Source organism: Ruegeria sp. CK2 (assembly GCF_056536585.1).
In genome coordinates, this window is the sequence record NZ_JBQFPW010000011.1 from 72,830 (window position 1) to 95,180 (window position 22,351).

Sequence of the window (22,351 nt, forward strand, 5' to 3'; positions counted from 1 at the left end):
CAGAAAACTCAGGACGCAGCTTTCATCAGGCCCTGCCTGATGATCTCTGCATGCGCTTCGTCCAGAGATTTGTGAATGCGTTCGAACATCTCGTCGATGTCAGCGGGGGTCAGGATCAGCGGCGGCGAGATGATCATCCGGTCACCCACATGGCGCATGATCAGGTTGTTGGCAAAGCAACAATCCCTGCAGATGTAACCAACGGTGCCAGGCTCTGATGCAAACTTGGCGCGGCTTGCTTTGTCTGGAGTCAGGGCAATGGATGCCATCATACCGACGATCTTGGCCTCACCCACCAGCGGATGATCTGCCAGTGCTTCCCACTTTTTCTTCAGGTATGGGGCAGCCACGTCACGTACGTGATCTACGATCTTTTCTTCCTCAAGAATGCGCAGGTTCTCAAGCGCTACGGCTGCAGCCACAGGGTGGCCGGAATAGGTGTAGCCGTGGTTGAATTCGGTGCCCCCGATGACTTCGGCGATCTCATCATTGACGATCGATCCACCAATCGGCGCATAGCCCGAGCTGAGGCCCTTGGCGATGGTCATGATATGCGGCTTGATCCCAACGGTCTGTGATCCGAACCAATTGCCAGTGCGACCAAACCCGCAGATCACCTCGTCGGCAATCAGCAGGATTTCGTATTTGTCGCAGATACGCTGAATTTCGGGCCAATATGTATCGGGCGCCACGATGACGCCGCCTGCGCCTTGCACCGGTTCAGCAATAAACGCCGCGACGCGGTCTTCGCCCAATTCCAGAATGGCGTCTTCCAGCTCGCGCGCGCGGGCCAAGCCAAAGTCTTCCGGCGACATCTCACCCCCTTCAGCCCACCAGTTAGGTTGGTTGATGTGGTGAATGTTCGGAATCGGGATACCGCCCTGTGCGTGCATACCCGCCATTCCACCCAAAGAAGCCGATCCCACTGACGATCCGTGATAGGCATTCTTGCGGCTGATGATGATGTTTTTGTCAGGCTGACCGTTCTCGGCCCAATAGGTGCGCACGAGGCGAATATTGGTGTCGTTTGCCTCGGACCCTCCGGCTGCGAAGAAAACGTGGTTCAGATCACCCGGCGCCAATTCAGCAATCTTGGCTGCCAGCGCGATAACCGGAATATGAGTCGTTTTGAAAAAGGTGTTGTAATAGGGAAGCTCTCGCATCTGACGCGCGGCGACGTCCGCAAGTTCGTCACGACCGTATCCGATATTGACGCACCAAAGACCGGCCATGGCGTCCAGAATTTCTTCGCCCTCGCTATCGGTCAAATATACGCCGTCCGCACGGGTAATCACGCGCGCGCCTTCCTGACCCAACGCGCCATTGGCGGAAAACGGGTGGAGGTGATGCGCCGCATCCAGTGCCTGTAGTTCGGCGGTCGGCATATGATTGGTGATGGTGGACATCGGAGAATCTCCTGCAAGAGCGATTGGAGATCACAATATGATCAAATTCTGCGCTGTCAATCGAATCGCATGGAACTAGGCGGCTGTAAGCGCTTCTGCCATCAGCTCCATCCCTTGCTCGATGTCCTGAGCAGTTGCCTTGGCCACCTGATCTGCGTCCCCTTTGCGCAAAGCTGCAATAATATCTTTATGTCGATCCGGCAGGCTTTGCGTGCCGAAGCGACCGCAAACAACCCGCAGAGATGGGCCAAACCGAAGCCATAATCTTTCCGCAAGATCACTGAGGATCGGAGCGTTCGCGTGGGAATACAGCGTCTCGTGAAAAGCTTGGTTCAAACGTAGATACCCGCTGACGTCGCCATCGGCGATAGTCCGATCCAAATGTCGATCAATGCGCTCCAGATGATCAATATCTTCGACCTGCAGGTTTGCCGTTGCGCGTCTAGAAAGCTCTGATTCTATTGATATTCTGGCGAATATCATCTCTTCGATGTCAGCCGTGGATAGCAATGGAACACTCACCCGGCGGTTGCCTTGAAAAACCAATGCACCGTCCGAAATAAGTCTGCGGATCGCTTCACGTACCGGAGTCATGCCGACGCCCAGCGAATCAGTCAAACCCTGGATCGTGACGGGCTGACCCGGAACCAGTTCGCCGAACAGGATTTGAGATCTGAGAGTTTGGTATACCTGCTCGTGGGCGGGGCGTTTCTCGCGCTCGGTTGGTGTGGCCAACGCCTTATTTTTGATCAAATCCAATTGGTTCATCCTATTTCGACTACCCCTGACTTGTCAGGTGGCGGACCTCGTGAAACCATACGCTGGATCGGGGGAAAACGCAAAACTTGATCAAATCCAAAAAAACGGGAAGATACTCGTACATTCGCAGGGAGAAGAATATGATAATCAAAACGCTGACGCTGACAGCGGTCATCGCATTGGGGACATCGGCGGCTTTTGCCGATGAGGTGCGTGTTTACAACTGGTCCGACTACATCGACGAGGATCTGCTGAGTAAATTCGAAAAAGAGTCAGGCCTGACCCTGATCTATGACGTATTTGACAGCAACGAGGTCCTTGAGACCAAAATGCTTGCCGGTGGCTCAGGCTATGACGTGGTGGTGCCGTCCGGGACGTTCTTGCAACGTCAGATTCAGGCAGGTGCCTTCCAAGAGCTGGATTCGTCGAAATTGTCGAACTCTGGCAACCTGTGGGACGTCATTCAGGAACGCACCGCAGGCTACGACCCGAACAACGCGTATTCCATTAATTACATGTGGGGAACGACCGGCCTCGGCATTAATGTCGGGAAAGTCAAAGAAGTGCTGGGCGATGATGTTGCTTTGAACAGCATGGACCTGGTCCTGAAGCCCGAGAATATGGAAAAGCTGGCCTCGTGCGGGGTGCATTTCCTGGATGCACCCTCGGAAATCATCCCGATGGTTCTGCAATATATTGGTGAGGATCCCGACAGTCACGACAAAGACGTGATTGGCAAAGCTGAAGAGGTTCTGACCAGCGTCCGGCCGCATATTCAAAAGTTCCACAGCTCAGAATACATCAACGCGCTCGCAAACGGCGATATCTGTGTTGCCGTAGGCTGGTCTGGTGACATCCTTCAGGCGCGGGACCGTGCAGCCGAGGCGGACAATGGAGTTGAGATCGAATATCATGCCTTCGCCGAAGGATCGTTGATGTGGTTCGACCAGATGGCCATTCCGGCGGATGCACCAAATCCGGAAGGCGCGCATAAGTTCCTTGATTTCATTCTGGACGCCAACAACATGGCCGCCGCGTCGAACTATGTGTACTACGCGAACGGCAACCAAGCGTCTCAGGAATTTCTTGAGGAAGACGTGATCGGTGATCCGGCAATCTATCCGGATGATGCTACGATGCAGAATCTCTACATCACCACACCTTATCCCGCGAAGGTGCAGCGGGTCGTGACCCGTCTTTGGACCAAGGTCAAGTCTGGTACCTGATCCGACTATTCGACGCTGGGCGGTGTCGACACCGCCCAGCGTATTTTCTGTCCTGACCGACATGCGGGGGCCGCTTTGAACTCTGACGTTTTTGCGCCGTGGGAAGACCCACAGGCGAAACCATTGATCCAGTTCCAAAATGTGACCAAGCGTTTCGGGAGCTTCACGGCAATCGACAACCTGTCTCTGGACATTTTCGAGCGTGAATTCTTTGCTTTGCTGGGGCCGTCCGGCTGTGGGAAAACCACGATGATGCGGATGCTGGCCGGGTTTGAAACCCCGACAGAAGGGCACATTCTGCTTGGGGGTCAGGACATTGATCCGATCCCGCCCAACAAACGCGCCGTAAACATGATGTTCCAGTCTTATGCCCTGTTTCCGCATCTGAGCATCTGGGACAACATTGCCTTTGGTTTGCGCAGGGACAACATGCCCAAACATGATCTGCAAGAACGCGTCGAAGAGATGTTACGCCTGACCCGACTGGAACAATTCGCCCGCCGCAAACCGCATCAGATCTCGGGCGGGCAACGTCAGCGCGTGGCATTGGCGCGATCGCTGGCCAAAGCGCCCAAACTGCTGTTGCTGGATGAACCGTTGGGCGCTTTGGACAAGAAGCTGCGGCAAGACACGCAATTCGAACTGATGGACATTCAGGAAAAGACCGGCACCACTTTCGTGATTGTGACCCACGATCAGGAAGAGGCGATGACCGTTGCCAGCCGTGTTGCTGTGATGGATCAGGGGCAATTGAAACAAGTTGCCACGCCCGATCGCATCTATGAAAACCCGAACTCGGTTTACGTGGCGGATTTTATTGGCGACGTGAATATTATCGAAGGTCGCGCAACGCCGGGCGGAGATGAGACTTATCAGGTCGATTGGGCCGAAGGGCAGACGCCACTGACTGCGACCTCAGCCACTGCATTGTCCAACGGCCAATCGTGCCATCTGGCGATCCGGCCCGAGAAGGTGACAATCTCCGCCGAGAGGCCAGAAGACGCCGTAAACGCCATCCAGGGCAAAGTGCATGACATCGCCTATCTGGGCAACTTATCCACCTACTATGTCGAGCTGGCGAATGGCACTGTTATCAAGGCGCAATCGGCCAATACCCGGCGAATCTCGCGTCGATCCTTCACTTGGGAAGACCCGGTCTGGCTGTCCTGGACAGCAACGGCTGCGGTTTTGCTGGCCAACTGATGCGCCGCGCCTTTTTGATCGCCGTTCCATATGTCTGGCTTTTGGCCCTGTTTATGGTGCCATTCTTCATCGTTCTGAAAATTTCGCTGTCTGACACGGCCCTTGCGATCCCGCCCTACACACCGACGCTGGATCTGTCTCAGGGTTGGGCCGGTATCAGAGAGTTTTTCAGCCAATTAGATCTGGAGAATTTCGTTTGGCTGACAGAAGATGACCTGTATTGGAAAGCCTATCTGTCCAGCGTCAAGATCGCGCTGATCTCGACCGTGCTGACACTGATCGTTGGTTACCCCATCGCATACGGCATGGCCAGAGCGCCGGAAGAATGGCGCCCAACCCTGATGATGCTGGTCATCCTGCCATTCTGGACCTCGTTCCTGATCCGTGTGTACGCGTGGATGGGTATTCTCAGCGAGGGCGGGTACCTGAACCAGTTGTTGCTGTGGACGGGTATCATCTCGACTCCGCTGACCATTCTGAACACGAATACCGCGGTCTATATCGGCATCGTCTACACTTATCTGCCTTTCATGATTCTCCCGATCTATTCGGCGCTTGAACGGATGGATGGATCTCTGATCGAGGCTGCCGAAGACTTGGGCTGTTCGCGCGTGCAGGCGTTCTGGCTGGTCACAATCCCGTTGTCCCGTCCGGGCATCATTGCCGGGTGCTTCCTTGTGATGATTCCGGTGATAGGTGAATTCGTCATCCCGTCCCTGCTGGGTGGATCCGGTACGCTGATGATCGGCAAGGTGTTGTGGGAAGAGTTTTTCTCGAACCGGGACTGGCCAGTCGCAAGTGCCGTGGCGGTGGTTCTCCTGCTGATCCTGATCATCCCGATCGTACTGTTCCAACGCAACCAGCAAAAGCAGACGGAGGCCGAGCAATGAACAGGTTAAGCTGGTTCAACACGGTTTCCCTGACGCTGGGGTTTGCCTTCCTCTATATCCCGATGATCATCCTGATCATCTTCAGCTTTAACGAAAGCAAACTGGTCACTGTCTGGGCCGGGTTCTCGACCAAATGGTACGGTGAACTGGTTCAGAACGAAGCATTTCTGGATGCTGCATGGGTTACTGTACGCGTCGCGGTGTTCTCTTCGACACTGGCAACTGTTCTAGGCACAGCGGCGGCGTATGTGCTTGTGCGCGGCGGGCGTTTCTTTGGCCGTACGCTGTTCTCGGGTATGATCTACGCCCCGCTGGTGATGCCCGAAGTGATCACAGGTTTGTCCCTGCTGTTATTGTTCATCGGCATCGGGCTTGATCGGGGTATTCTGACGATCGTTTTGGCGCATACGACGTTTTCGATGTGCTTTGTTTCCGTCGTTGTATCGTCGCGCCTCGTGACCTTTGATCAATCACTGGAAGAAGCGGCGTTGGATTTGGGATGTTCATCTGCTCAGGCCTTTCGCCTCGTGACCCTGCCAATCATTGCGCCGGCGGTGATCTCGGGGTGGTTGTTGGCCTTTACCTTGTCGCTGGATGATCTGGTGATCGCGTCCTTTACCTCGGGCCCGTCAGCCACGACCTTGCCGATCAAAATTTTCTCGGCGGTGCGCTTGGGTGTAAGTCCCGAAATCAACGCGCTTTCAACAATCATGATTGCGGTCGTCACTGTTGGCGTCGTCACCGCATCGCTGGTCACCAAGCGCGCGATGATGCGCCAACGGCAGGACGAAATGGCGGCTGAACGCGCGGAATGAGGCGTATTTTCCCAGACTACACCTACGGCCCTGGACCGCGCGAGGGGTGTTGGTGGGATGAGACAATCGACGGCCCGGATTGGCCCGAGCATCAGGATGAAACCAGTGTGGATGTTGCGATCATCGGAGGTGGTTTCACCGGTGTTTCTGCCGCATTGCATCTGGTCGAAAGCGCAGTTTCCGTCGCCGTGTTCGAAGCTGAAACGCCAGGATGGGGCGCATCAGGTCGCAATGGCGGATTTTGTTGTCTAGGCGGGGCAAAGCTTGATCACGCAAAAATTGCACGCCGGTTTGGGCAATCGGCGGCACAAGCTTATGGCCAGGCTGAACTGGACGCTGTTCAGTTGGTATCGGATCTGCTGGCGGTTCATGAAATCGAAGCTGATACCCATTCGCAAGGCGAAACGCAGCTGGCTCACTCCCCTCGCGCGATGGAAAAGCTGCGCCGGACTGTGGATGCGTCGGGAACTTTGCACGAGCAACATGAATTGACCGGGATAGGTATCGGAGGGTCGTTCCACGGAGGGCTCACTCTGCCGGTAGGATTTGGATTGAACCCACGGAAATATCTTTTCGGAATAGCAAAAGCCGCCGCGGCCCTTGGCGTTGAATTCTTCCAAAAAAGCCCGGTTCTAAGCATACAGAATGTGGGATCAGGGTTTGTGCTGCAGACACCCAACAGTCGGGTCAACGCCAAAAAGGTTCTTGTCTGCACCAACGGATATTCCAGCGAGGATATACCAGCCTGGATGTCTGCCCGATACATGCCTGCGCAATCCACCGTTATGGTGACCCGACCCCTAAGCCAAGCAGAGCGGTTGGCGCAGGGGTGGACGTCGGATCAGATGTGCTATGATACCCGAAACCTGCTGCACTATTTTCGACTGATGCCGGATGGGCGTTTTCTGTTCGGCATGCGGGGCGGGTTGCGATCCTCCCCGCGCAGCGAGGCCGCAATTCGGCAAAAGGTGCAACAGGATTTTCAGCGCATGTTTCCCGAATGGTCACGGGTCGAAGCGACTCATATCTGGTCGGGTATGGTGTGCATGTCGCGTGGATTGCTGCCGTTTGTTGGGCCTGTGCAGGGGCAGGCGGGACTGCTTGCCGGCTTTGCCTATCACGGAAATGGTGTCGCCATGGGGACTTATTGTGGAAGGGCGTTGGCGCGACTGGCGTTGGGGCAAGACAGTAACCTGCCTACGCCAATGACACAGACTCCGCGGCGGTTTCCTTTTGGTCGCTGGCGTCGCGCGATCATGCCGCCCGCTTACGCTGCTATGGCGTTTGCCGATCTCTGAGATCTCATCAACTCAGAGCGTCTCCATTTCCAACCGCAACCCCTCAGTATAGTCGGTGGCGCCATTCTCGACACGCCACAAGCAATATGCGGCCATACGCCATGCAAACCATGGACGAAGAACTTCGAAACGGGCGATGATCTCTGGGTGTTTGTAGGCTGACAGGAATCGGTCTACTTCCTTGGCGGTCAGGGGTGTGCCCCGATAAAGGCGTTGCATGGCCGGTGACAGAAACAAGGCGATGTCTTCGCAAGGGTCGCCCACAGCCGGGCATTGCCAGTCAATCAATGTCACCCCGCTTTCCGCCACAAGAATATTCCCGGCAACAGGGTCGCCATGGATCAGGCAGGTTTGGGTGGTCGCAGGTACCTTATGCGCTGGGCGCAATTTGATCAGTCTACGGCGGGTTTCTGATGCGCACCCATCCAATATCTTTTGCCCGTGCGCCGTGAGATCAGCGCTGCCATTGCACCCATCCGGGGCGACGTCTAGGACCGGATGCGAATGCAACTTGCGCAGCAATTTCGCGACAGGTTCAGGATTTTCCCGCCAAGGTGATCCAGGCGCGTGGTCGTAAAAAACCCAATGATCGTTCTGATGCTGGCCGGTCGCCCGCAATCGAGGCACGAAACCAGAAGCCTCCAAGGCCTTTAGGCAACGCGCCTCTAGTTCTGCATCGTTGCGGAACAGCGGATTTCTAAGGGATGTTTGGTACAGTTTCAGAACTTTGTCGCCATCGCCCCCAAGAACCTTCCACACTTGATTGGTGCGCCCACCATACAGCGTTTCAAATCGCGCACCCGAGCCGATCAACCCCTGATCTTGGAGCTGCCGAACTAGATCGGAAGGTGGTGAGGGCAAATCGGACAGCGGCATTACCAATTCTTCTGGCGAGTCGGAAGTTGCCAAGGTTTGGCCCGTCCAGTCCGTCAGATCAAGCGCCTGTTCGGATCGCCGTGACCTCTGTTGCTGATATCACCAGACCGCCTTCCAGCGTCAAGACAATCGCATCATCCCCGGCCTGCGCTTCGACAACACGGTGATAGGATGACGCCAATTGTTCGGACAGTAGTTTCCCGTTTTCATAACTTTCCAGCGTTGCTGAGTAGGTCCCCGATGCCAACGGGTTGCCAGCAGAATCCGTACCGGCCCATACAAATTCCGTTTCGGTTACCGGCACTGTGATGCGATCGATGACATTACCCTCTTCATCGCGGATCACCAAAGTCGTCTCGTCTGCCGCAGGATCCGGTTGAGTAAACAGGGTGATCGGTTCATCATCAAAGTGAAAAGCCGATGCAGACCGAACGTCCATGCCAACCCAACTCGCTAATTCATCTAGATTTACGCTGCCCATCGCGGTCGCCAACGCGGCCAGCAGGTCATTGGTCTGCACCTGTTGTTCTACCATCGAAAACTGCGCCAGCTGCGACGCATAGTCCGACGAATCCATTGGTTCCAAAGGATCCTGATTTTGCGCTTGCGTAGTCATCATCAGCAAAAACGTTTCGAAATCCGAAGTCACTGCGGACGTTTTTGATGCTGTGGTAGACTGGTTCTGCGCCGCGTGTTGTGTGGCTTGAGTTGGATTGATCATGCTTCAAAGCCTCATATCAATACCCCTGCCCGGGGCGGTGCGCCGAGGAACGGGGTCAGTTCGAATCTCACTTTCGTCGGCGGTCGGTTCGAAAAGCGATCCTGCCTGCGAACCTGCGTTCTCGTTGTGTTGATCTGCCGAAGTTCCCAGATCGAAAGACATCTCGCCATATCCTAGTTTCTGGAACTCTGCCGTCAGGGTCGCCATGTGCCGTCGCATCAGGTCCAGCGTCTCGGGGCGCTCTGCCGCAATTGTCACGTGCAACCCGTCTTCTCGACCATTCAACACGATGGAAACGCGCCCCAGTTCTTCCGGGTTCAGGGCGATTTTAATCGCCCCGGAACCGGGTCTTGACTGGATGGCAGCAGCCAGTTGGTCAGCAATCACCCTAGCGATTTCGGCGCGCGTTGTCGCCGATGTTGAAATCAGTTGAGCCCCCGATCCGCGCGTGGTGTGAAGTGATGGCTCATCCCTTGAAGAAAACAGCCCTTCTGCTTTTTCGCTTTGCTGAAACTCGTCTAAGTCGGCGGCCTTGGCCGCAGCGATCAATTGAATCAGCGCTACGGTCGGAGCAGGCTTTGGCGCATTCGTCCGGGCGCTTGTGCCCGCCGGGATAGGGGGTGATTGCGGATCATCGGCCAGCCGCGAACCCATTGCGGACGGGTTGACCACGAGTTTGGAAACTGGTCCGACGGAGTGCGCTGTTTGGGCGGTCGCCGGTCCGTCCGAGCGAATGATCTCAGATCCCCGTGTTGCAGAGGCGGGGTTTCCTGCATTTTTACCCTCAGACGGCACAGGCGTCGCGCTTGGTGGTGCGGGCATTGGTTGGTTATCTCGTCTCAAAACCGGTCTCTGCACTTCGTCCACGAGATTGGTCTCAGGAGTGACGACCTTGGATGTTTCACTTTGTGTTGGAGCAACCTCGGAGGTGCCGTCGTTTACCGGCTGAGTAGTGGCCATACTTTCAGCGACCCTTGTTGGCTGGGATACTTGATTTTCGACCAGCAACTTGGGCGGTAAGGGAGGGGTTCCTTCAACGTCAGGGGTCCTGGCCTCTACCTCCGCTTCCGTGTCCTGAGCGTCTGCAATCATGGCCTCCGGTTCGGAGGGAATGTCCTCTTTCTTCATGACGTCAAGGAAGCTTGTCGATTCTTTGGAATCGTGATTTTCCCTTTGGCCGGCGCCGGGTTTATTGGGCGTGGTTGGCGTCGAGGTTGCCAGTGTAAGCGGGTTGGGCATTTTGCTCCGGCTCCGTTTGTCTCACCGGGAATTTGCCTGCAGGAAGTTACGTTTATTTTAACTGCTTTCACCTTTGATCGAGAAAGTTCGAAGCAATTTTCGGAGAAAGCAATGAAGGTTTCCCCACTGCCCCAGATGGCCACCCCGCCGTCAACCGCGAACAGGCTTCAGGCTGCGGTCGAAGACCTCGAAGCGGCGTTTTTGGCTGAATTGCTGAAATCCGCAGGCTTGGGCAAAACACGGCAATCCTTTGGGGGCGGCGCGGGCGAGGATCAGTTTTCTTCGTTTCTTGTACAGCATCAAGCTCAGCAACTGGCCCGATCTGGTGGCGTCGGATTGTCCGAAATTCTTCTGCAATCAATGATGGAGAAAACAAATGACACCTGACCCCAATACATCCCTCATCAATTCGCTCGAAGAAATTTTGGATCTGGAGCGCGCAGCGCTGGTGGAAGGGGATTTGGATCTGTTGACGCATATGGCACCAGAAAAGGAAAAGCTGATCGGTTCGATCAATGATCTTCATGTTCGCGACAGTAACGAGCTGAGTCGAGTACAAAACAAGGTCGAGCGAAATCAGGCATTACTGAACAGCGCTGCGGAAGGAATTCGCGCGGTCGCTGGTCGAATGGCCGAGCTAAGACGAATTCGGCAGGAGTTCAGCACTTATGGCGCAGACGGGCAGCGCAGCGGTTTTCCAGTTCGTGGTCATGCAAAACTGGAAAAGCGGGCATAGACGAAAGTTTGATTCAAATCCGAAATTTCCGGTTCGCGCGTTTTAGCACTCCGTTAGGGGATCGGCCTTAAAAGTGATCCTGCACCTGAAACAGCAGGTGGCGCGAACAGCCGCACGGCGCATCGCACAGGTCAGAAAGACACCATTTCCCGCAGATTCTGTGGGGTGAACAGCGGCTTAAAGGCCCGAACGGAAAAGGATGAAAACTATGTCCAGCATTCTGACAAATAATGGCGCAATGGTTGCGCTGCAGACCCTGAAGTCGGTCAACAAAAACCTGGAAATGACCCAGAACGCGATTTCGACCGGTAAGGACGTTGCCACTGCAAAAGATAACTCTGCTGTTTGGGCAATTTCCAAGGTCATGGAATCGGACGTCAAAGGATTCAAGGCAATCAAAGACAGTCTGGCCTTGGGTGAATCGACAGTTGCGGTTGCGCGAAACGCATCTGAAACAGTGACCGATCTTCTGACCCAGATGAAGGAAAAGATCGTTTCCGCTCAGGAAGACAACGTTGACCGAGATAAAATCAATGACGATGTCGGCGCGCTGCGGGATCAGATCGCCTCGGTCGTTGGAGCTGCGCAGTTTAACGGCCTGAATCTGGTGGATGGCTCGGCAGGGACTGCTTCGATCCTGTCCTCGCTGGACCGCGACAGTTCCGGCAACGTGAGCTCATCATCGATTTCGGTTGCAAGTCAGGATTTGTCGACCGGCGGTTACACCAGCAAAGGCGTCCTTGCGGGATCGGATAACGCAACAACTGATAACGATGCGGCCGGTTTCACCATGGACAAATCCGGTGGCAGCGGTGACATCGTGATCAACAGCGGGACCGACAACTTTGCAGCCGGTGACAAGATCGCGATTACCATTGGTGACAAAGTGGCGTCTTACACGGTTCAGGCCGGTGATCTTGACCCGTCTGGCACTTATGATGCCGCCTATACTGATGCCATTGTTGCCGTCGGGCTGAAGAATCAGATCGACGCGCTTGGTATCACCGGCGTTGCTATCGATTATGATTCCAGCGCGGCGGGTACGCTGTCTTTCGTAACAGGTACAGCGACAGCTGGTGCAGATGCTGATCGTGACGTTACTGTGTCGGCCCAGTTCACCAATGCTGGGTCCGGTGGGCTTGGTGCGCTAAGCTCGGTTGACGTGTCTTCTGACGCGGGAGCAGCCGCGGCACTTGGTACGATTGAGACACTGATCAACACATCAATCGACGCCGCCGCAGCCTTTGGTTCGGCACAAGGGCGGATTGAGACTCAGCAGAACTTCGTCTCTAACCTGACCGACTCGTTCAGATCGGGGATCGGCTCTCTGGTCGATGCGGATATGGAAGAGACATCTGCCCGTCTGCAGGCGCTGCAGGTTCAGCAACAGCTGGCGACGCAGTCGTTGTCGATTGCTAATCAGGCGCCGCAATCGATCCTATCGCTGTTTCGTTAAGCTCGGAATCTGGTTGGGGCGCGGCTTTCGCGCCCCAACCCTGATCGCCTAAAGACGGCACATTGGAAGGACTTCAAGTGACACCGCAAACGCTTGCTCAAAATGCATATGCGCAGACTGCCGCTCCGATACGCACGCCGCGTGACACGGAATACGAAGCAATTTCGAAAATCACGCGTCGGCTCAAAGCGGCCGCAGCCCAAAAAACGACGGATTTCTCTGCGTTTGTGCAAGCATTGCACGAGAACAGACGATTGTGGACGGTTCTGGCGACCGGTGTTTCAGATTCGGATAACGCTTTGCCAAACGATCTTAGAGCCCGGATCTTCTATCTGGCCGAATTCACTGAACATCACAGCAGCCAGATCCTGGGCAACAATGCTACAGTCGAACCTCTTCTTGAAATCAACACAGCTGTTCTGCGCGGGTTGCGCCAGATGAGGGCGACCTGATGGGTGGGCTGGTTTTGAAGCTTGCCCCAAAAGAGAGGGTTCTGATCAACGGTGTTGTGATCGAAAACGGGGACCGCCGTAGCCGGTTTTCGATCGTGACACCTGAGGCAAACGTTTTGCGGCTGCGGGATGCGATTCACCCGAATGAGGCGAATACGCCGGTGCGCCGCGTGTGTTACGCAGCCCAACTTGTACTGTCGGGAGACATGGAGCCAGATCGTGCCCGTCAGCATTTGTTGCGCCGCGTCGAAGAACTGAGCCAGGTCTTTACTGACGCCGACAGTCGTCGCGTATTGGCTAAAGCAACGGACGCGCTGGTTGCTGAGAACTACTACAAATGCCTCAAATCCTTGCGGTCTTTGTTGCCGCGGGAAGAGCGGTTGATGGCGTATCAACAATGACATTCCAACCCGTCATACCAACAGGTGGGCTGGTCGGCTGGCGGTTTCTTCAGCGCACATATGACGCCCAGATTGAAAGCTTCACGTCTTCGAACGTAAATGAGAGAGAAACCAAGTATTTTCTGGACAATATCGGCAAGGTTCAATCCGCAGAAGACCTGGTATCTGATCGGCGGTTACTGCAGGTCGCGCTGGGCGCCTTTGGATTGGAAGGCGATCTGAACAACCGGTTCTTTATTCAAAAAGTTCTGGAAGATGGGACCAACGCGCAAGACGCGCTGTCCAACCGTCTGTCGGACAAAAGATATCGCGAGTTTTCTGATGCTTTTGGATTCGGCCCAGGTGAGGTCAGAAAAACGGGGCTTGTCACAAATATGGAGAAAGTCGCTCATAAAAACTTGGTCAATCGTTTTGAGATTTCGGTTGGTGAATCTGATGAAACGATGCGTATTTCGCTGTATGCCCAACATCAGTTGGTCGATCTGGCGAAGAGCGGTTCCAGTGGTGATACGAAATGGTTCGATCTGATGGGATTGCCACCGCTTCGCAGCATGATGGAGACAGCGCTTGGATTGCCGTCTGAGTTCGCGCAATTGGATATCGACACTCAGTTGTCCGAATTTAAGGACCGTTTACGTCAGCTAACAGGGTCGGATGATCTGGCTCAATTTGCCAATATAGAGGCTGTCGAGAAACTGACGGACACCTATCAGGCGCGCAGCCAGATTGCTCAACTGCAAACCTCGGTTTCTCCAGCTCAAACCGCGCTGATCTTGCTGAGGGCTGTTGGGTAGTTCCGCGCGGTGCAAGAAAGTTGGACACACTGCTTACTCTGATGGGCTTCAGGTCATGAATTGCGCGCAATAAATCAGAATTTTTCGATAGAGCCTCGGGTCGCGTCATCTGTTCAGAATCTCATCTGCTGAGGTGCGTAACGCGAAAGATAACACCGGCTTCGACACGTTGTGCAGACTGACCTTACCCAATGGCAGCGCATTGGCGCAAGCGGGCACGATATCCTCGGATACAACAATGCGGTGACCTGACGCTTTGCCGAATTCCCCAAGGCGAGCGGCAATGTTCGCGGCTTGCCCGATCACTGTGAAATCGAGGCGTTCGCGCGACCCCACGTTGCCATATGTCACACGTCCATACGCCACGCCAATTGAGCAATCGCAATGGATATCTGCTTCGGATTTCCGCAATTCCCCCAACCTTTCAACGATTTCAATCGAAGTTCGTTGCGCATTGGCGCGCGCGGCGGCGGGATTGTCATCGGTTGCAGGGAAAACGGCCAGCACAGCGTCGCCAATGAACTTCAACACCTCACCGCCATTATCGTGGACGATGCCTGAAACGGTTTCAAAAAACTCGTTCAGCAGATTGATGTAGGCCGTTCTGCCCAATCGCTCTTCCAGGCTGGTGGAATCGCGCAGGTCGCAGAACATGATGGCTGCATCAATCTCGTCCCCGTCACCACGCCTGATTTCACCCCCAAGAACACGAGCGCCAGAGCGCTTGCCCACGTATGTTTCGAGAAGCACTTGGGCATTCTCGCGCTGCATAAACACTTCGTAAAAGCGGGCAATCACTGATGCACATTCAAAGACCAATCCCAGATTCTCTGTCGTGAAACCATCTGGATGATCGCAGGTCAGGGTCAGCACATTGGTGCGCCCGTCCGAAAAGGGCAGCGGCATTGCTACATAGTCTGTCGCCCCTTTCTCACGCAGTTCTTCCATAATCGGGAAACTGTTATGGGGGTTGTCATCGTTTATTCTTTGACGAACACCGCCCATCCCATTGGAAACGTGGCGCAACGGGCTGTTGAGGAATGCCGGGTGGTCGTAGATTTCATATGTTGGGGCCCGTGTTAGAATCTCGGGCTGATCTTTTTCCCAAATGTAATGTTTCCCGACAATCAGCGGGTGCAAGGACCATGCCAAAATGCTAAGGCGCTGGATCGCAACGCCGTGTTGCAACATTTTTTCGGCCAAAGCCTTGGTAAAGGCTTCTGGGGTGTCGGCCAATGACGCACCGCGCATCAGCCAGTCAATCAACGGGCCGCTTATGTTGCCATCTTCGGGTTCGCGCAGACGGTTGTCGCCCAGATCGATAGACGTGTAAGCGCTGGGCATGAAACCAATGTGACCTTGAATGGCCGCACTTTCCGGCAAAGCATCTTCGTACGACCAGACAGAATTGGCCAGATTTTCACCTACCAGATTCACATTGTGATAAGTCGCTGTGCCCTTGAATGGGCAAAACGTCTGCAGATCGGTTTCGTCACCGAGGTCCACGTTCACATCCTGACGCGGAAAATAAATGGTGGGCGACAGGCGTGTTTCGTACATCACCTTGGCGTTCTGGCTTTCGGCCAAAAGGATATCGTTACGGTAAATGGCGACCCGGCCGTTTAACGGCTCAACGGAGATACCATAACCTTTGATCTTCGGTGTGGCGTGGACGTTCATGATCGACCTCCCTTGCCATAGGCTTTGTTAGAATGGGGCTTTGTGGCCGATTTTCCAAGGGGGAGAGTTGGGTTTTCGCCATTGCAGGCAATGTCGCCGGGCGATCAAACCATTTGAATGACATCTTTTTCGATGGACAGCATGTAGCCCTTCTTTGCGATGTTTTTCACCAGCAACTCACTGACCATCTGGTTCCCCAATGTATCGCGCAATCGCTTGATCCGAGTAGCGCCCGCAGCTTCGTCGCAATCTGCAGCGCTGCGGCCGGAAATCATCGCCTCAATCTGTGCGCCCGACAGGACTTCGTCATCCAGCCGGGACTCAGCCAGAACCGAAAGGGTTTCCATGGCTGCGGGCGTCAACTTAAAATCCATGTTGTTGAGATAAACAGTGTTTTCCTCGCGACTGATCAGCAGAGATGTAACCTGAATGCCTGTGCGTTCAATTTGTGCCATGCGCCGGTTCAACAGAACAAGCATCACAAGAAAAACAAGTGCTGACACCAGCATCGCGCATGCAAACACCAGCAAGACATAAATCACCATGCGATAGCTGGCCAAAGTGTCTGCGAAGGCGGTGCCGGATTGTGCGAGGATTTCCAACAGACGGATCTCGGCTTGCGCAGTCAAGTCGCTTTCAACAAACAGTCTTTCGACGCGAGCATTAAAGGCATTGGCGTCTGGCAAGGTCCAAAACAGGAATACCGCGGCCGTAATCAGAATCACCAAAATCGCGGCGATACCCAAACCAACCAGACGAACGCCGGATCGCCGCGCATCAGAAACGGAGATAGAATTTTCCGGCATTGGTTTTCCTTTGATCCAACCCTTCCGGTCCAAACACGGACAGGACGTTAAGTAAGGTCCAACCCGACGCATCTAGGCGCTGGGCGACCTCTTGCTGTGCCTGGCCTTTGTCACAGGCCGAGACCTGCATGATGCCATAATGCAGGCGCAGTGGATTGTCCTGCTTTGCCTTGTAATCTGCGTAACAGTCAGCCGCTGATGCAGCCGAGCAAAGCGATATCAGGGCAGCGCAGGCCAGAGAAGAGAGGATCGGTTTCATAGGCTGCATCCTGCGCACGGGTGCATCTGATATTCAATAACTTAAAGGGCTTGGAGCCGTTGATATCCGATAACAAAGCGCCGCTATTGCTTGTCTGACAGCGGCAACCCCAGTGTCCTAGCATCGAATTTGCGGTCCTTTGCTGGATCGCCAGAACATCCGAAAGGACATCGCTATGCACCGGAAATTCATTGCTCTGATCATTGCGGCTGCCGTGGCAGTCACTGGGGTTTCGGCGTCTCAGGCCCGTGCGGCTGAAACCCGTGATATTCTGGGCGGGCTGGCTGCAATCGCGATCATCGGCGCAGCAGTTCACCATTACAACAAAGACAAACGCAAAAACCGCGCGACACGTCATTACGAACCTGTGCGACCCGCGCCTGTGATCACGCCGCAGCCCGTGCGACCGTTGCCGCAGCATGTGGCACGCTATGATTTGCCGCAACGTTGCCTGAGGACTTTCAAAGCCTACGGTGATCGTCCTCTGTTGGGCCCCAATTGCCTCAAGAAGCACTACAGACATTCCAATAGCCTGCCGCAACAGTGCAAGGTCGGTTTCTGGAATGGCAAAAAGGTCAAGCGCGCGTTCGAGCCTGCTTGCCTGCGCCAGCAAGGATATCGAGTCGTTTACCAGTAACTTTTTCGAGCAGGAGCGGCGTCGCAGAAACGCTGCGTAGGAGAGGGTGGTGAAAACTGCCCTCTCTTTTTGCTTGCGACGTAAGACGAAAAACGGTTTTTCGATTATATGACAGCACCGAATTACAACTTAGAGCAAGTCCTGCATGCAGATGGCTATGTCCGCATCGCTGGTGTTGATGAGGTTGGGCGCGGTCCGTTGGCTGGTCCGGTGGTGGCAGCTGCTGTCATTTTGAATCCAAAGGACATCCCGCAAGGGCTGAACGATTCCAAGAAGCTGACAGCCAAGCGCCGCGCGGTTCTGGATGCCGCGCTTCGGCAGAGCGCCGAATTCGCGATTGCCAAGGCGTCAGTCGCTGAGATCGACGAAATCAATATTCTGCGCGCGTCGCATTTGGCGATGGAGCGAGCCGTGGCCGCGTTGAAACCGGCCCCGGATTACGTGTTGATTGACGGAAACCTGATCCCGCGCGGCTTGAAGATCGCATCGCAAGCGGTGGTCAAAGGGGATGCGCGATCTGTGTCGATTGCGGCGGCTTCGATCCTTGCCAAAAACTGGCGTGATCAAGTGATGGTGGATTTAGCGCAACAGCATCCCGGCTATGGATGGGACACAAATGCTGGCTATCCGTCAAAACAACACCGCGATGCGCTGCGAAATCTTGGTGTGACCCCACACCATAGACGTTCCTTCAAGCCGGTCCACAATATCTTGTATCAAGAGTAAATCGTAAGTCTCTGATTCAAAAAAGAAATTGACGGCGAATCCAGGATGACTCATCCTTGTCTCAACCAAATGAGCGCAAAAGCGCCGTGGAACCGAGGCAGTGAAATGACCACAATCAAGACAAAGAGCGCAGCCGCGCTCCCGTTAAACACGATTCTATCCGGGGACTGCATCGATGTGATGAACAGTCTTCCTGCGGCATCCGTGGACCTGATTTTTGCGGACCCGCCCTACAACTTGCAACTGAAAGGCCAGTTGCATCGCCCTGACAACTCTCAGGTAGACGCAGTTGACGATCATTGGGACCAATTTTCCAGCTTTGGCGTTTACGACAAGTTCACACGAGAGTGGCTTAAAGCAGCCCATCGCCTGTTGAAGCCGAATGGCGCGATCTGGGTGATTGGATCGTACCATAATATCTTCCGTGTAGGCACGGCCTTGCAGGATGCAGGCTATTGGATTTTGAATGACGTGGTCTGGCGCAAGTCTAACCCGATGCCGAATTTCCGCGGCAAGCGTTTTACCAACGCGCATGAGACGATGATTTGGGCCTCGAAACAGGAAGGTGCGAAATACACCTTCAACTACGAGGCGCTGAAAGCTCTGAATGAAGGCGTACAGATGCGCAGCGATTGGGTGCTGCCGATCTGTACCGGGCATGAGCGTCTGAAAGATGAAAACGGCGACAAGGCGCACCCGACGCAAAAGCCCGAGTCGCTGCTGCACCGGGTTCTGATTGGATCAACCAATCCAGGTGATGTTATTTTGGACCCGTTCTTTGGCACAGGCACAACTGGCGCTGTCGCCAAGATGCTGGGCCGCGAATTCATCGGGATCGAGCGCGAGGAAAGCTATCGCAAGGTGGCTGAAAAACGCATCGCCAAGGTCCGTAAGTTTGACCGTGAGGCATTGGAAGTCAGCGCCAGCAAACGCGCCGAACCGCGTGTGCCTTTCGGCCAGTTGGTCGAACGCGGCATGCTGCGTCCTGGCGAAGAGCTATATTCCATGAACCAGCGCCACAAAGCCAAAGTGCGTGCCGATGGCACGCTGGTGGGCGACAACGTCAAAGGCTCGATCCATCAGGTCGGTGCGCATCTTGAGAATGCACCATCTTGCAATGGCTGGACCTATTGGTGCTTTAAGCGCGATGGAAAAACCGTACCAATCGACGTGCTGCGCCAGCAGATCCGATCGGAACTGCACAGCTGACAACCAAATACCGCCGGTGCCTGTGGCCTGACACAAGGCACTACGCCTTGCCCCGCCGTATACGGCGGGGTCTTTTGTTTTTGTGCCAGAGATGGTTGCATGCAACAGCCCTGACAGACCCTGCAAAAGGCCGAGGCCATGACTGATTCAACAGCAAGCCAATCTCGTCTCGAAAGGTTTTTCCTGACGCAACCGGATAGCGTCGAGCTGGACAACAAATACACCGAGGCCGCATTGGCACGGCACAAGCGCGAGGGTTTGGAGCTTGCAGTTCGGGCCCGTTGGATTGCGATGGCGCTGACCGGAGGGCTGCTGATCTTTCTGAATCCGCATTGGGATGTCATGTGGTATCATTTCATCCTGTTGCTGATTTGCGCAAATGGCTGGTTGATCCGCCGCGCTGGTCGGGTGGGACAGTCCCGGACGGAGTTACTGCTCATCTTTTTGGACTTGTTGATCATGACGTTGGGCATGATCGTACCAAATCCGTTTAGCGATGATGTAAGGCCACTGGCCATGCAGTATCGCTTTGACAACTTTCAGTACTTCTTCATCATCTTGGCTGCGGGGACGCTTGCGTATTCCTGGCGGACAGTTGTCGCAATCGGGACATGGACCGCAATGATGTGGACGGCCGGTTGGATTATCGCATGGTGGCTGGCAACCCCGATACCCGGCATCAGTGAGCGGTTGGCAGATGCGTTGCAGGGGTATCCGGACGTCGCTGAGTTGCTGGACCCAAACAGCTTCATGGTGCCGCAGCGAGTGCAACAGGTCATCGTGTTTGTCATGGTGGCCGTGACTCTGGGTATCTCAATGCGTCGGCTGAACCACTTGCTGATGACCAATGCAGGGCTTGAGCGTGAACGGGCAAACCTGTCCCGATACTTTTCTCCCAATGTGGTTGAAGAACTCAGCCAGAATGACGAGCCGCTAAAGCAAGTTCGGAAAGAGAACATCGCCGTTTTGTTCATTGATATAGTGGGGTTCACAAAATTTGCGGCCGGGCGCGATCCTTATGACGTCATCGAAGTATTGCGTGGGTTTCATGCCCGAATGGAAACCGAAGTCTTCCGACACCACGGCACGCTGGACAAGTATCTGGGGGACGGGCTGATGGCCACGTTCGGCACACCCGTTCCGACACTCTTTGATGCGACCAACGCATTGGCCTGCGCGCGTTCGATGGTGGATGTCATGGAACGTTGGAACCTTGAACGCCGTCGGGCCGGAGACCCTGAGATTCACGTCGGGATCGGAGTTCATTTCGGCTCGGTTGTACTGGGGGACATTGGCGCTAATCGATTGGAATTTGCGGTTATTGGGGATGCGGTGAATGTCGCTGCCAAGTTGGAGGCGAAAACGCGCGACCTGAAGGCACGCGTTGTCATCAGTGAGGCTGTGCGGGAACAGGCGCTAAAGGAACCGCCCACAGGCCAGGATTTGATGGAGGGTTTTGTCCTGTGCCCACAACAGGCCGTGCGCGGAGTCGAGACTGCGATGGATATCTGGATGATGTGAGGGGAAGCGCTCCCGCCGCTTTAAATTGCATCATAAGATGCAATGCCAACCGTTGGGCCGGGCAGCGCGCGAAAAGCGCGCTGCGGTCAGGCGTTTGGTTGCGGGTTCATTGCTTTGTTGTAGGGCTTCCAATCCGAAATCTCGGGGTAGTATTGACGCCGCCAATCCCGGACTCGGGGGTTCATTACCCGACGCCACAGAGGTGGGATCATCGCGGCTATGGTCATCACCGGATAGCCATAGGGCAGTTGTGGCGCCGCGTCCTGAGTATGATGCTGCAGCAGCGGGAAGCGTCGGTTCGGTTTGTAGTGATGGTCCGAATGCCGTTGCAGGTTGATCAACAACCAGTTCGAAGCCTTTTGCGACGCGTTCCACGAGTGACGCGGCAAGACATGTTCGTATTTGCCGTCGCCCAGGTGTTTTCGGGTCAGCCCGTAATGCTCGACATAGTTCACCAGTTCCAATTGCCAGATCGCAACGCCGGCCTGAAGCAGGAACAGCGCCAGTCCCAGCCAGCCGCCCATCACTAAAGCAAGTAGAATCATTCCGCCTTGCAAGGCCCAGTAGCGCCAGAACGGGTTTTTGCGATCCGTCCACGGTTGACCCTTGCGGGCCAGCTTGTCGCGTTCGGCTTTGAATGCGGAAACCAGACATTGCCGTAAAACGCGCGGGTAGAACCGATGAAAACCCTCGTTGTACCGGGCGGTGACAGGGTCCCGTGGCGTGCCGACATAGCGGTGATGGACCAGCAGGTGCTCCGACCGAAAATGGGAATACAGGACCATCGCCAAAAGCACATCACCAAACCAGCGTTCAAGACGGCTGCTTTGGTGCATCAATTCATGGCTGTAGTTGATACCGATGGTGCCCGAGATGACGCCCATCCCGAAGAACAACCCAAACTCTTCCAGCCCCGACAGATGATCGGTGCGGGTGGCATACCAGATCAGGCCGTAGAGTGTCAGAAACTGAACGGGTGTCCAAAGCTTGGTTAGCAAAACATACCACTGGAGCACATCGTCCGGCGTGTTCGGATCGGCATTGTCCTCATTCAGCCCAGTGAGGCGGTCAAGCGCCGCAAAGGCCCACCATGTCGACAAGGGTACCAACAAAAGCCACCAGCCACCGACAACGGCAGTTGCCCAGATTAGTGGGATCAAAAGAAACGAAACCCAAAAGGGTATCGCGGATCTCCAACCCGATAGTGTGCCAGATGCGATCATCCTGATGCTCCGATAGGA

General features: G+C 54.9%; 24 protein-coding genes. 15 read left to right on the forward strand and 9 right to left on the reverse strand.

Features of this window, described 5'->3' with window-relative positions; all coding sequences use genetic code 11:
- Positions 1 to 8: 8 nt before the first annotated feature.
- Positions 9 to 1,406 (reverse strand): aspartate aminotransferase family protein, encoded by a 1,398-nt coding sequence (locus ACR0BU_RS16465; protein WP_480738112.1) that lies wholly within the window; start codon positions 1,404 to 1,406, stop codon positions 9 to 11.
- Between the two features lie 75 nt (positions 1,407 to 1,481).
- Positions 1,482 to 2,174 (reverse strand): GntR family transcriptional regulator, encoded by a 693-nt coding sequence (locus ACR0BU_RS16470; protein WP_480738111.1) that lies wholly within the window; start codon positions 2,172 to 2,174, stop codon positions 1,482 to 1,484.
- Between the two features lie 131 nt (positions 2,175 to 2,305).
- Between ACR0BU_RS16470 and ACR0BU_RS16475 the strand changes: the two genes are divergently transcribed.
- The 5 genes from ACR0BU_RS16475 to ACR0BU_RS16495 all read left to right on the forward strand — a co-directional run bounded on the left by ACR0BU_RS16475 (position 2,306) and on the right by ACR0BU_RS16495 (position 7,597).
- Positions 2,306 to 3,391, forward strand: coding sequence for a polyamine ABC transporter substrate-binding protein (locus tag ACR0BU_RS16475; RefSeq protein ID WP_480738110.1), 1,086 nt, complete (start codon positions 2,306 to 2,308; stop codon positions 3,389 to 3,391).
- Between the two features lie 75 nt (positions 3,392 to 3,466).
- The gene (locus ACR0BU_RS16480; RefSeq protein WP_298937380.1) at positions 3,467 to 4,594 is read left to right on the forward strand and encodes an ABC transporter ATP-binding protein; all 1,128 of its coding nucleotides are present in this window, start codon (positions 3,467 to 3,469) and stop codon (positions 4,592 to 4,594) included.
- Positions 4,594 to 5,484 (forward strand): ABC transporter permease subunit, encoded by an 891-nt coding sequence (locus ACR0BU_RS16485; protein ID WP_299081967.1) that lies wholly within the window; start codon positions 4,594 to 4,596, stop codon positions 5,482 to 5,484. Before ACR0BU_RS16480 ends, ACR0BU_RS16485 begins: the two co-directional genes overlap by 1 nt.
- Complete coding sequence (locus tag ACR0BU_RS16490) at positions 5,481 to 6,299, forward strand: ABC transporter permease (RefSeq protein WP_298937378.1); 819 nt, start codon at positions 5,481 to 5,483, stop codon at positions 6,297 to 6,299. The genes ACR0BU_RS16485 and ACR0BU_RS16490 overlap by 4 nt, the downstream gene beginning before the upstream one ends.
- Positions 6,296 to 7,597 carry an NAD(P)/FAD-dependent oxidoreductase gene (locus ACR0BU_RS16495; protein WP_480738109.1) on the forward strand — a complete coding sequence of 434 codons (1,302 nt, stop codon included), beginning with the start codon at positions 6,296 to 6,298 and terminating at the stop codon, positions 7,595 to 7,597. The genes ACR0BU_RS16490 and ACR0BU_RS16495 overlap by 4 nt, the downstream gene beginning before the upstream one ends.
- A 12-nt stretch (positions 7,598 to 7,609) precedes the next feature.
- Here ACR0BU_RS16495 and ACR0BU_RS16500 read toward each other — a convergent pair whose 3' ends face one another.
- From ACR0BU_RS16500 to ACR0BU_RS16510, 3 genes are read right to left on the reverse strand one after another with little or no spacing between them, the layout of a single operon-like run.
- A complete protein-coding gene (locus tag ACR0BU_RS16500; protein ID WP_480738108.1) occupies positions 7,610 to 8,473 on the reverse strand; it encodes a phosphotransferase family protein in 864 nt (287 codons plus the stop codon).
- Positions 8,474 to 8,531: 58 nt separating this feature from the next.
- Positions 8,532 to 9,194 (reverse strand): flagellar hook capping FlgD N-terminal domain-containing protein, encoded by a 663-nt coding sequence (locus ACR0BU_RS16505; RefSeq protein WP_298937375.1) that lies wholly within the window; start codon positions 9,192 to 9,194, stop codon positions 8,532 to 8,534.
- 3 nt (positions 9,195 to 9,197) lie between these two features.
- Positions 9,198 to 10,433, reverse strand: a complete 1,236-nt coding sequence (locus tag ACR0BU_RS16510) for a flagellar hook-length control protein FliK (RefSeq protein WP_480738107.1) — start codon at positions 10,431 to 10,433, stop codon at positions 9,198 to 9,200.
- Positions 10,434 to 10,544: 111 nt separating this feature from the next.
- On the opposite strand from ACR0BU_RS16510, the gene ACR0BU_RS16515 reads away from it, so the two are divergent.
- From ACR0BU_RS16515 to ACR0BU_RS16540, 6 genes are all read left to right on the forward strand, one after another.
- On the forward strand, positions 10,545 to 10,820 hold the full coding sequence (locus tag ACR0BU_RS16515) for a rod-binding protein (protein ID WP_300070615.1): 276 nt from the start codon (positions 10,545 to 10,547) through the stop codon (positions 10,818 to 10,820).
- On the forward strand, positions 10,810 to 11,169 hold the full coding sequence (locus tag ACR0BU_RS16520) for a flagellar biosynthesis protein FlgN (RefSeq protein WP_480738106.1): 360 nt from the start codon (positions 10,810 to 10,812) through the stop codon (positions 11,167 to 11,169). The genes ACR0BU_RS16515 and ACR0BU_RS16520 overlap by 11 nt, the downstream gene beginning before the upstream one ends.
- A 208-nt stretch (positions 11,170 to 11,377) precedes the next feature.
- Positions 11,378 to 12,625, forward strand: a complete 1,248-nt coding sequence (locus ACR0BU_RS16525; protein WP_298937371.1) for a flagellin — start codon at positions 11,378 to 11,380, stop codon at positions 12,623 to 12,625.
- Between the two features lie 77 nt (positions 12,626 to 12,702).
- Positions 12,703 to 13,077 carry a flagellar biosynthesis regulator FlaF gene (gene flaF, locus ACR0BU_RS16530; RefSeq protein WP_298937370.1) on the forward strand — a complete coding sequence of 125 codons (375 nt, stop codon included), beginning with the start codon at positions 12,703 to 12,705 and terminating at the stop codon, positions 13,075 to 13,077.
- A complete protein-coding gene (gene flbT, locus ACR0BU_RS16535; protein ID WP_480738105.1) occupies positions 13,077 to 13,478 on the forward strand; it encodes a flagellar biosynthesis repressor FlbT in 402 nt (133 codons plus the stop codon). Before flaF ends, flbT begins: the two co-directional genes overlap by 1 nt.
- The gene (locus ACR0BU_RS16540) at positions 13,475 to 14,272 is read left to right on the forward strand and encodes a DUF1217 domain-containing protein (RefSeq protein WP_480738104.1); all 798 of its coding nucleotides are present in this window, start codon (positions 13,475 to 13,477) and stop codon (positions 14,270 to 14,272) included. Before flbT ends, ACR0BU_RS16540 begins: the two co-directional genes overlap by 4 nt.
- A gap of 105 nt (positions 14,273 to 14,377) precedes the next feature.
- Here the strand turns inward: ACR0BU_RS16540 and ACR0BU_RS16545 are convergent, their stop codons facing one another.
- The 3 genes from ACR0BU_RS16545 to ACR0BU_RS16555 form a co-directional block, all read right to left on the reverse strand.
- Positions 14,378 to 15,952, reverse strand: coding sequence for a DUF427 domain-containing protein (locus ACR0BU_RS16545; RefSeq protein WP_480738103.1), 1,575 nt, complete (start codon positions 15,950 to 15,952; stop codon positions 14,378 to 14,380).
- 104 nt (positions 15,953 to 16,056) lie between these two features.
- Positions 16,057 to 16,758, reverse strand: coding sequence for a winged helix-turn-helix domain-containing protein (locus ACR0BU_RS16550; protein WP_300070634.1), 702 nt, complete (start codon positions 16,756 to 16,758; stop codon positions 16,057 to 16,059).
- Positions 16,730 to 17,017: a hypothetical protein gene (locus ACR0BU_RS16555; protein ID WP_298937365.1), complete on the reverse strand. Its 288-nt coding sequence runs from the start codon at positions 17,015 to 17,017 to the stop codon at positions 16,730 to 16,732. Before ACR0BU_RS16555 ends, ACR0BU_RS16550 begins: the two co-directional genes overlap by 29 nt.
- 175 nt (positions 17,018 to 17,192) lie before the next feature.
- Here ACR0BU_RS16555 and ACR0BU_RS16560 point away from each other — a divergent pair, with 175 nt between their 5' ends.
- The 4 genes from ACR0BU_RS16560 (at position 17,193) to ACR0BU_RS16575 (ending at position 21,110) form a co-directional block, all read left to right on the forward strand.
- Positions 17,193 to 17,654, forward strand: a complete 462-nt coding sequence (locus ACR0BU_RS16560) for a hypothetical protein (RefSeq protein ID WP_480738102.1) — start codon at positions 17,193 to 17,195, stop codon at positions 17,652 to 17,654.
- Between the two features lie 108 nt (positions 17,655 to 17,762).
- Positions 17,763 to 18,380, forward strand: coding sequence for a ribonuclease HII (locus tag ACR0BU_RS16565; RefSeq protein ID WP_298937363.1), 618 nt, complete (start codon positions 17,763 to 17,765; stop codon positions 18,378 to 18,380).
- 105 nt (positions 18,381 to 18,485) lie between these two features.
- Complete coding sequence (locus tag ACR0BU_RS16570; protein WP_480738101.1) at positions 18,486 to 19,589, forward strand: DNA methyltransferase; 1,104 nt, start codon at positions 18,486 to 18,488, stop codon at positions 19,587 to 19,589.
- 138 nt (positions 19,590 to 19,727) lie between these two features.
- On the forward strand, positions 19,728 to 21,110 hold the full coding sequence (locus ACR0BU_RS16575) for an adenylate/guanylate cyclase domain-containing protein (RefSeq protein ID WP_480738100.1): 1,383 nt from the start codon (positions 19,728 to 19,730) through the stop codon (positions 21,108 to 21,110).
- 86 nt (positions 21,111 to 21,196) lie between these two features.
- On the opposite strand, the gene ACR0BU_RS16580 is transcribed toward ACR0BU_RS16575, so the two are convergent.
- Positions 21,197 to 22,333 carry an alkane 1-monooxygenase gene (locus tag ACR0BU_RS16580; RefSeq protein WP_480738099.1) on the reverse strand — a complete coding sequence of 379 codons (1,137 nt, stop codon included), beginning with the start codon at positions 22,331 to 22,333 and terminating at the stop codon, positions 21,197 to 21,199.
- Positions 22,334 to 22,351: the final 18 nt, after the last annotated feature.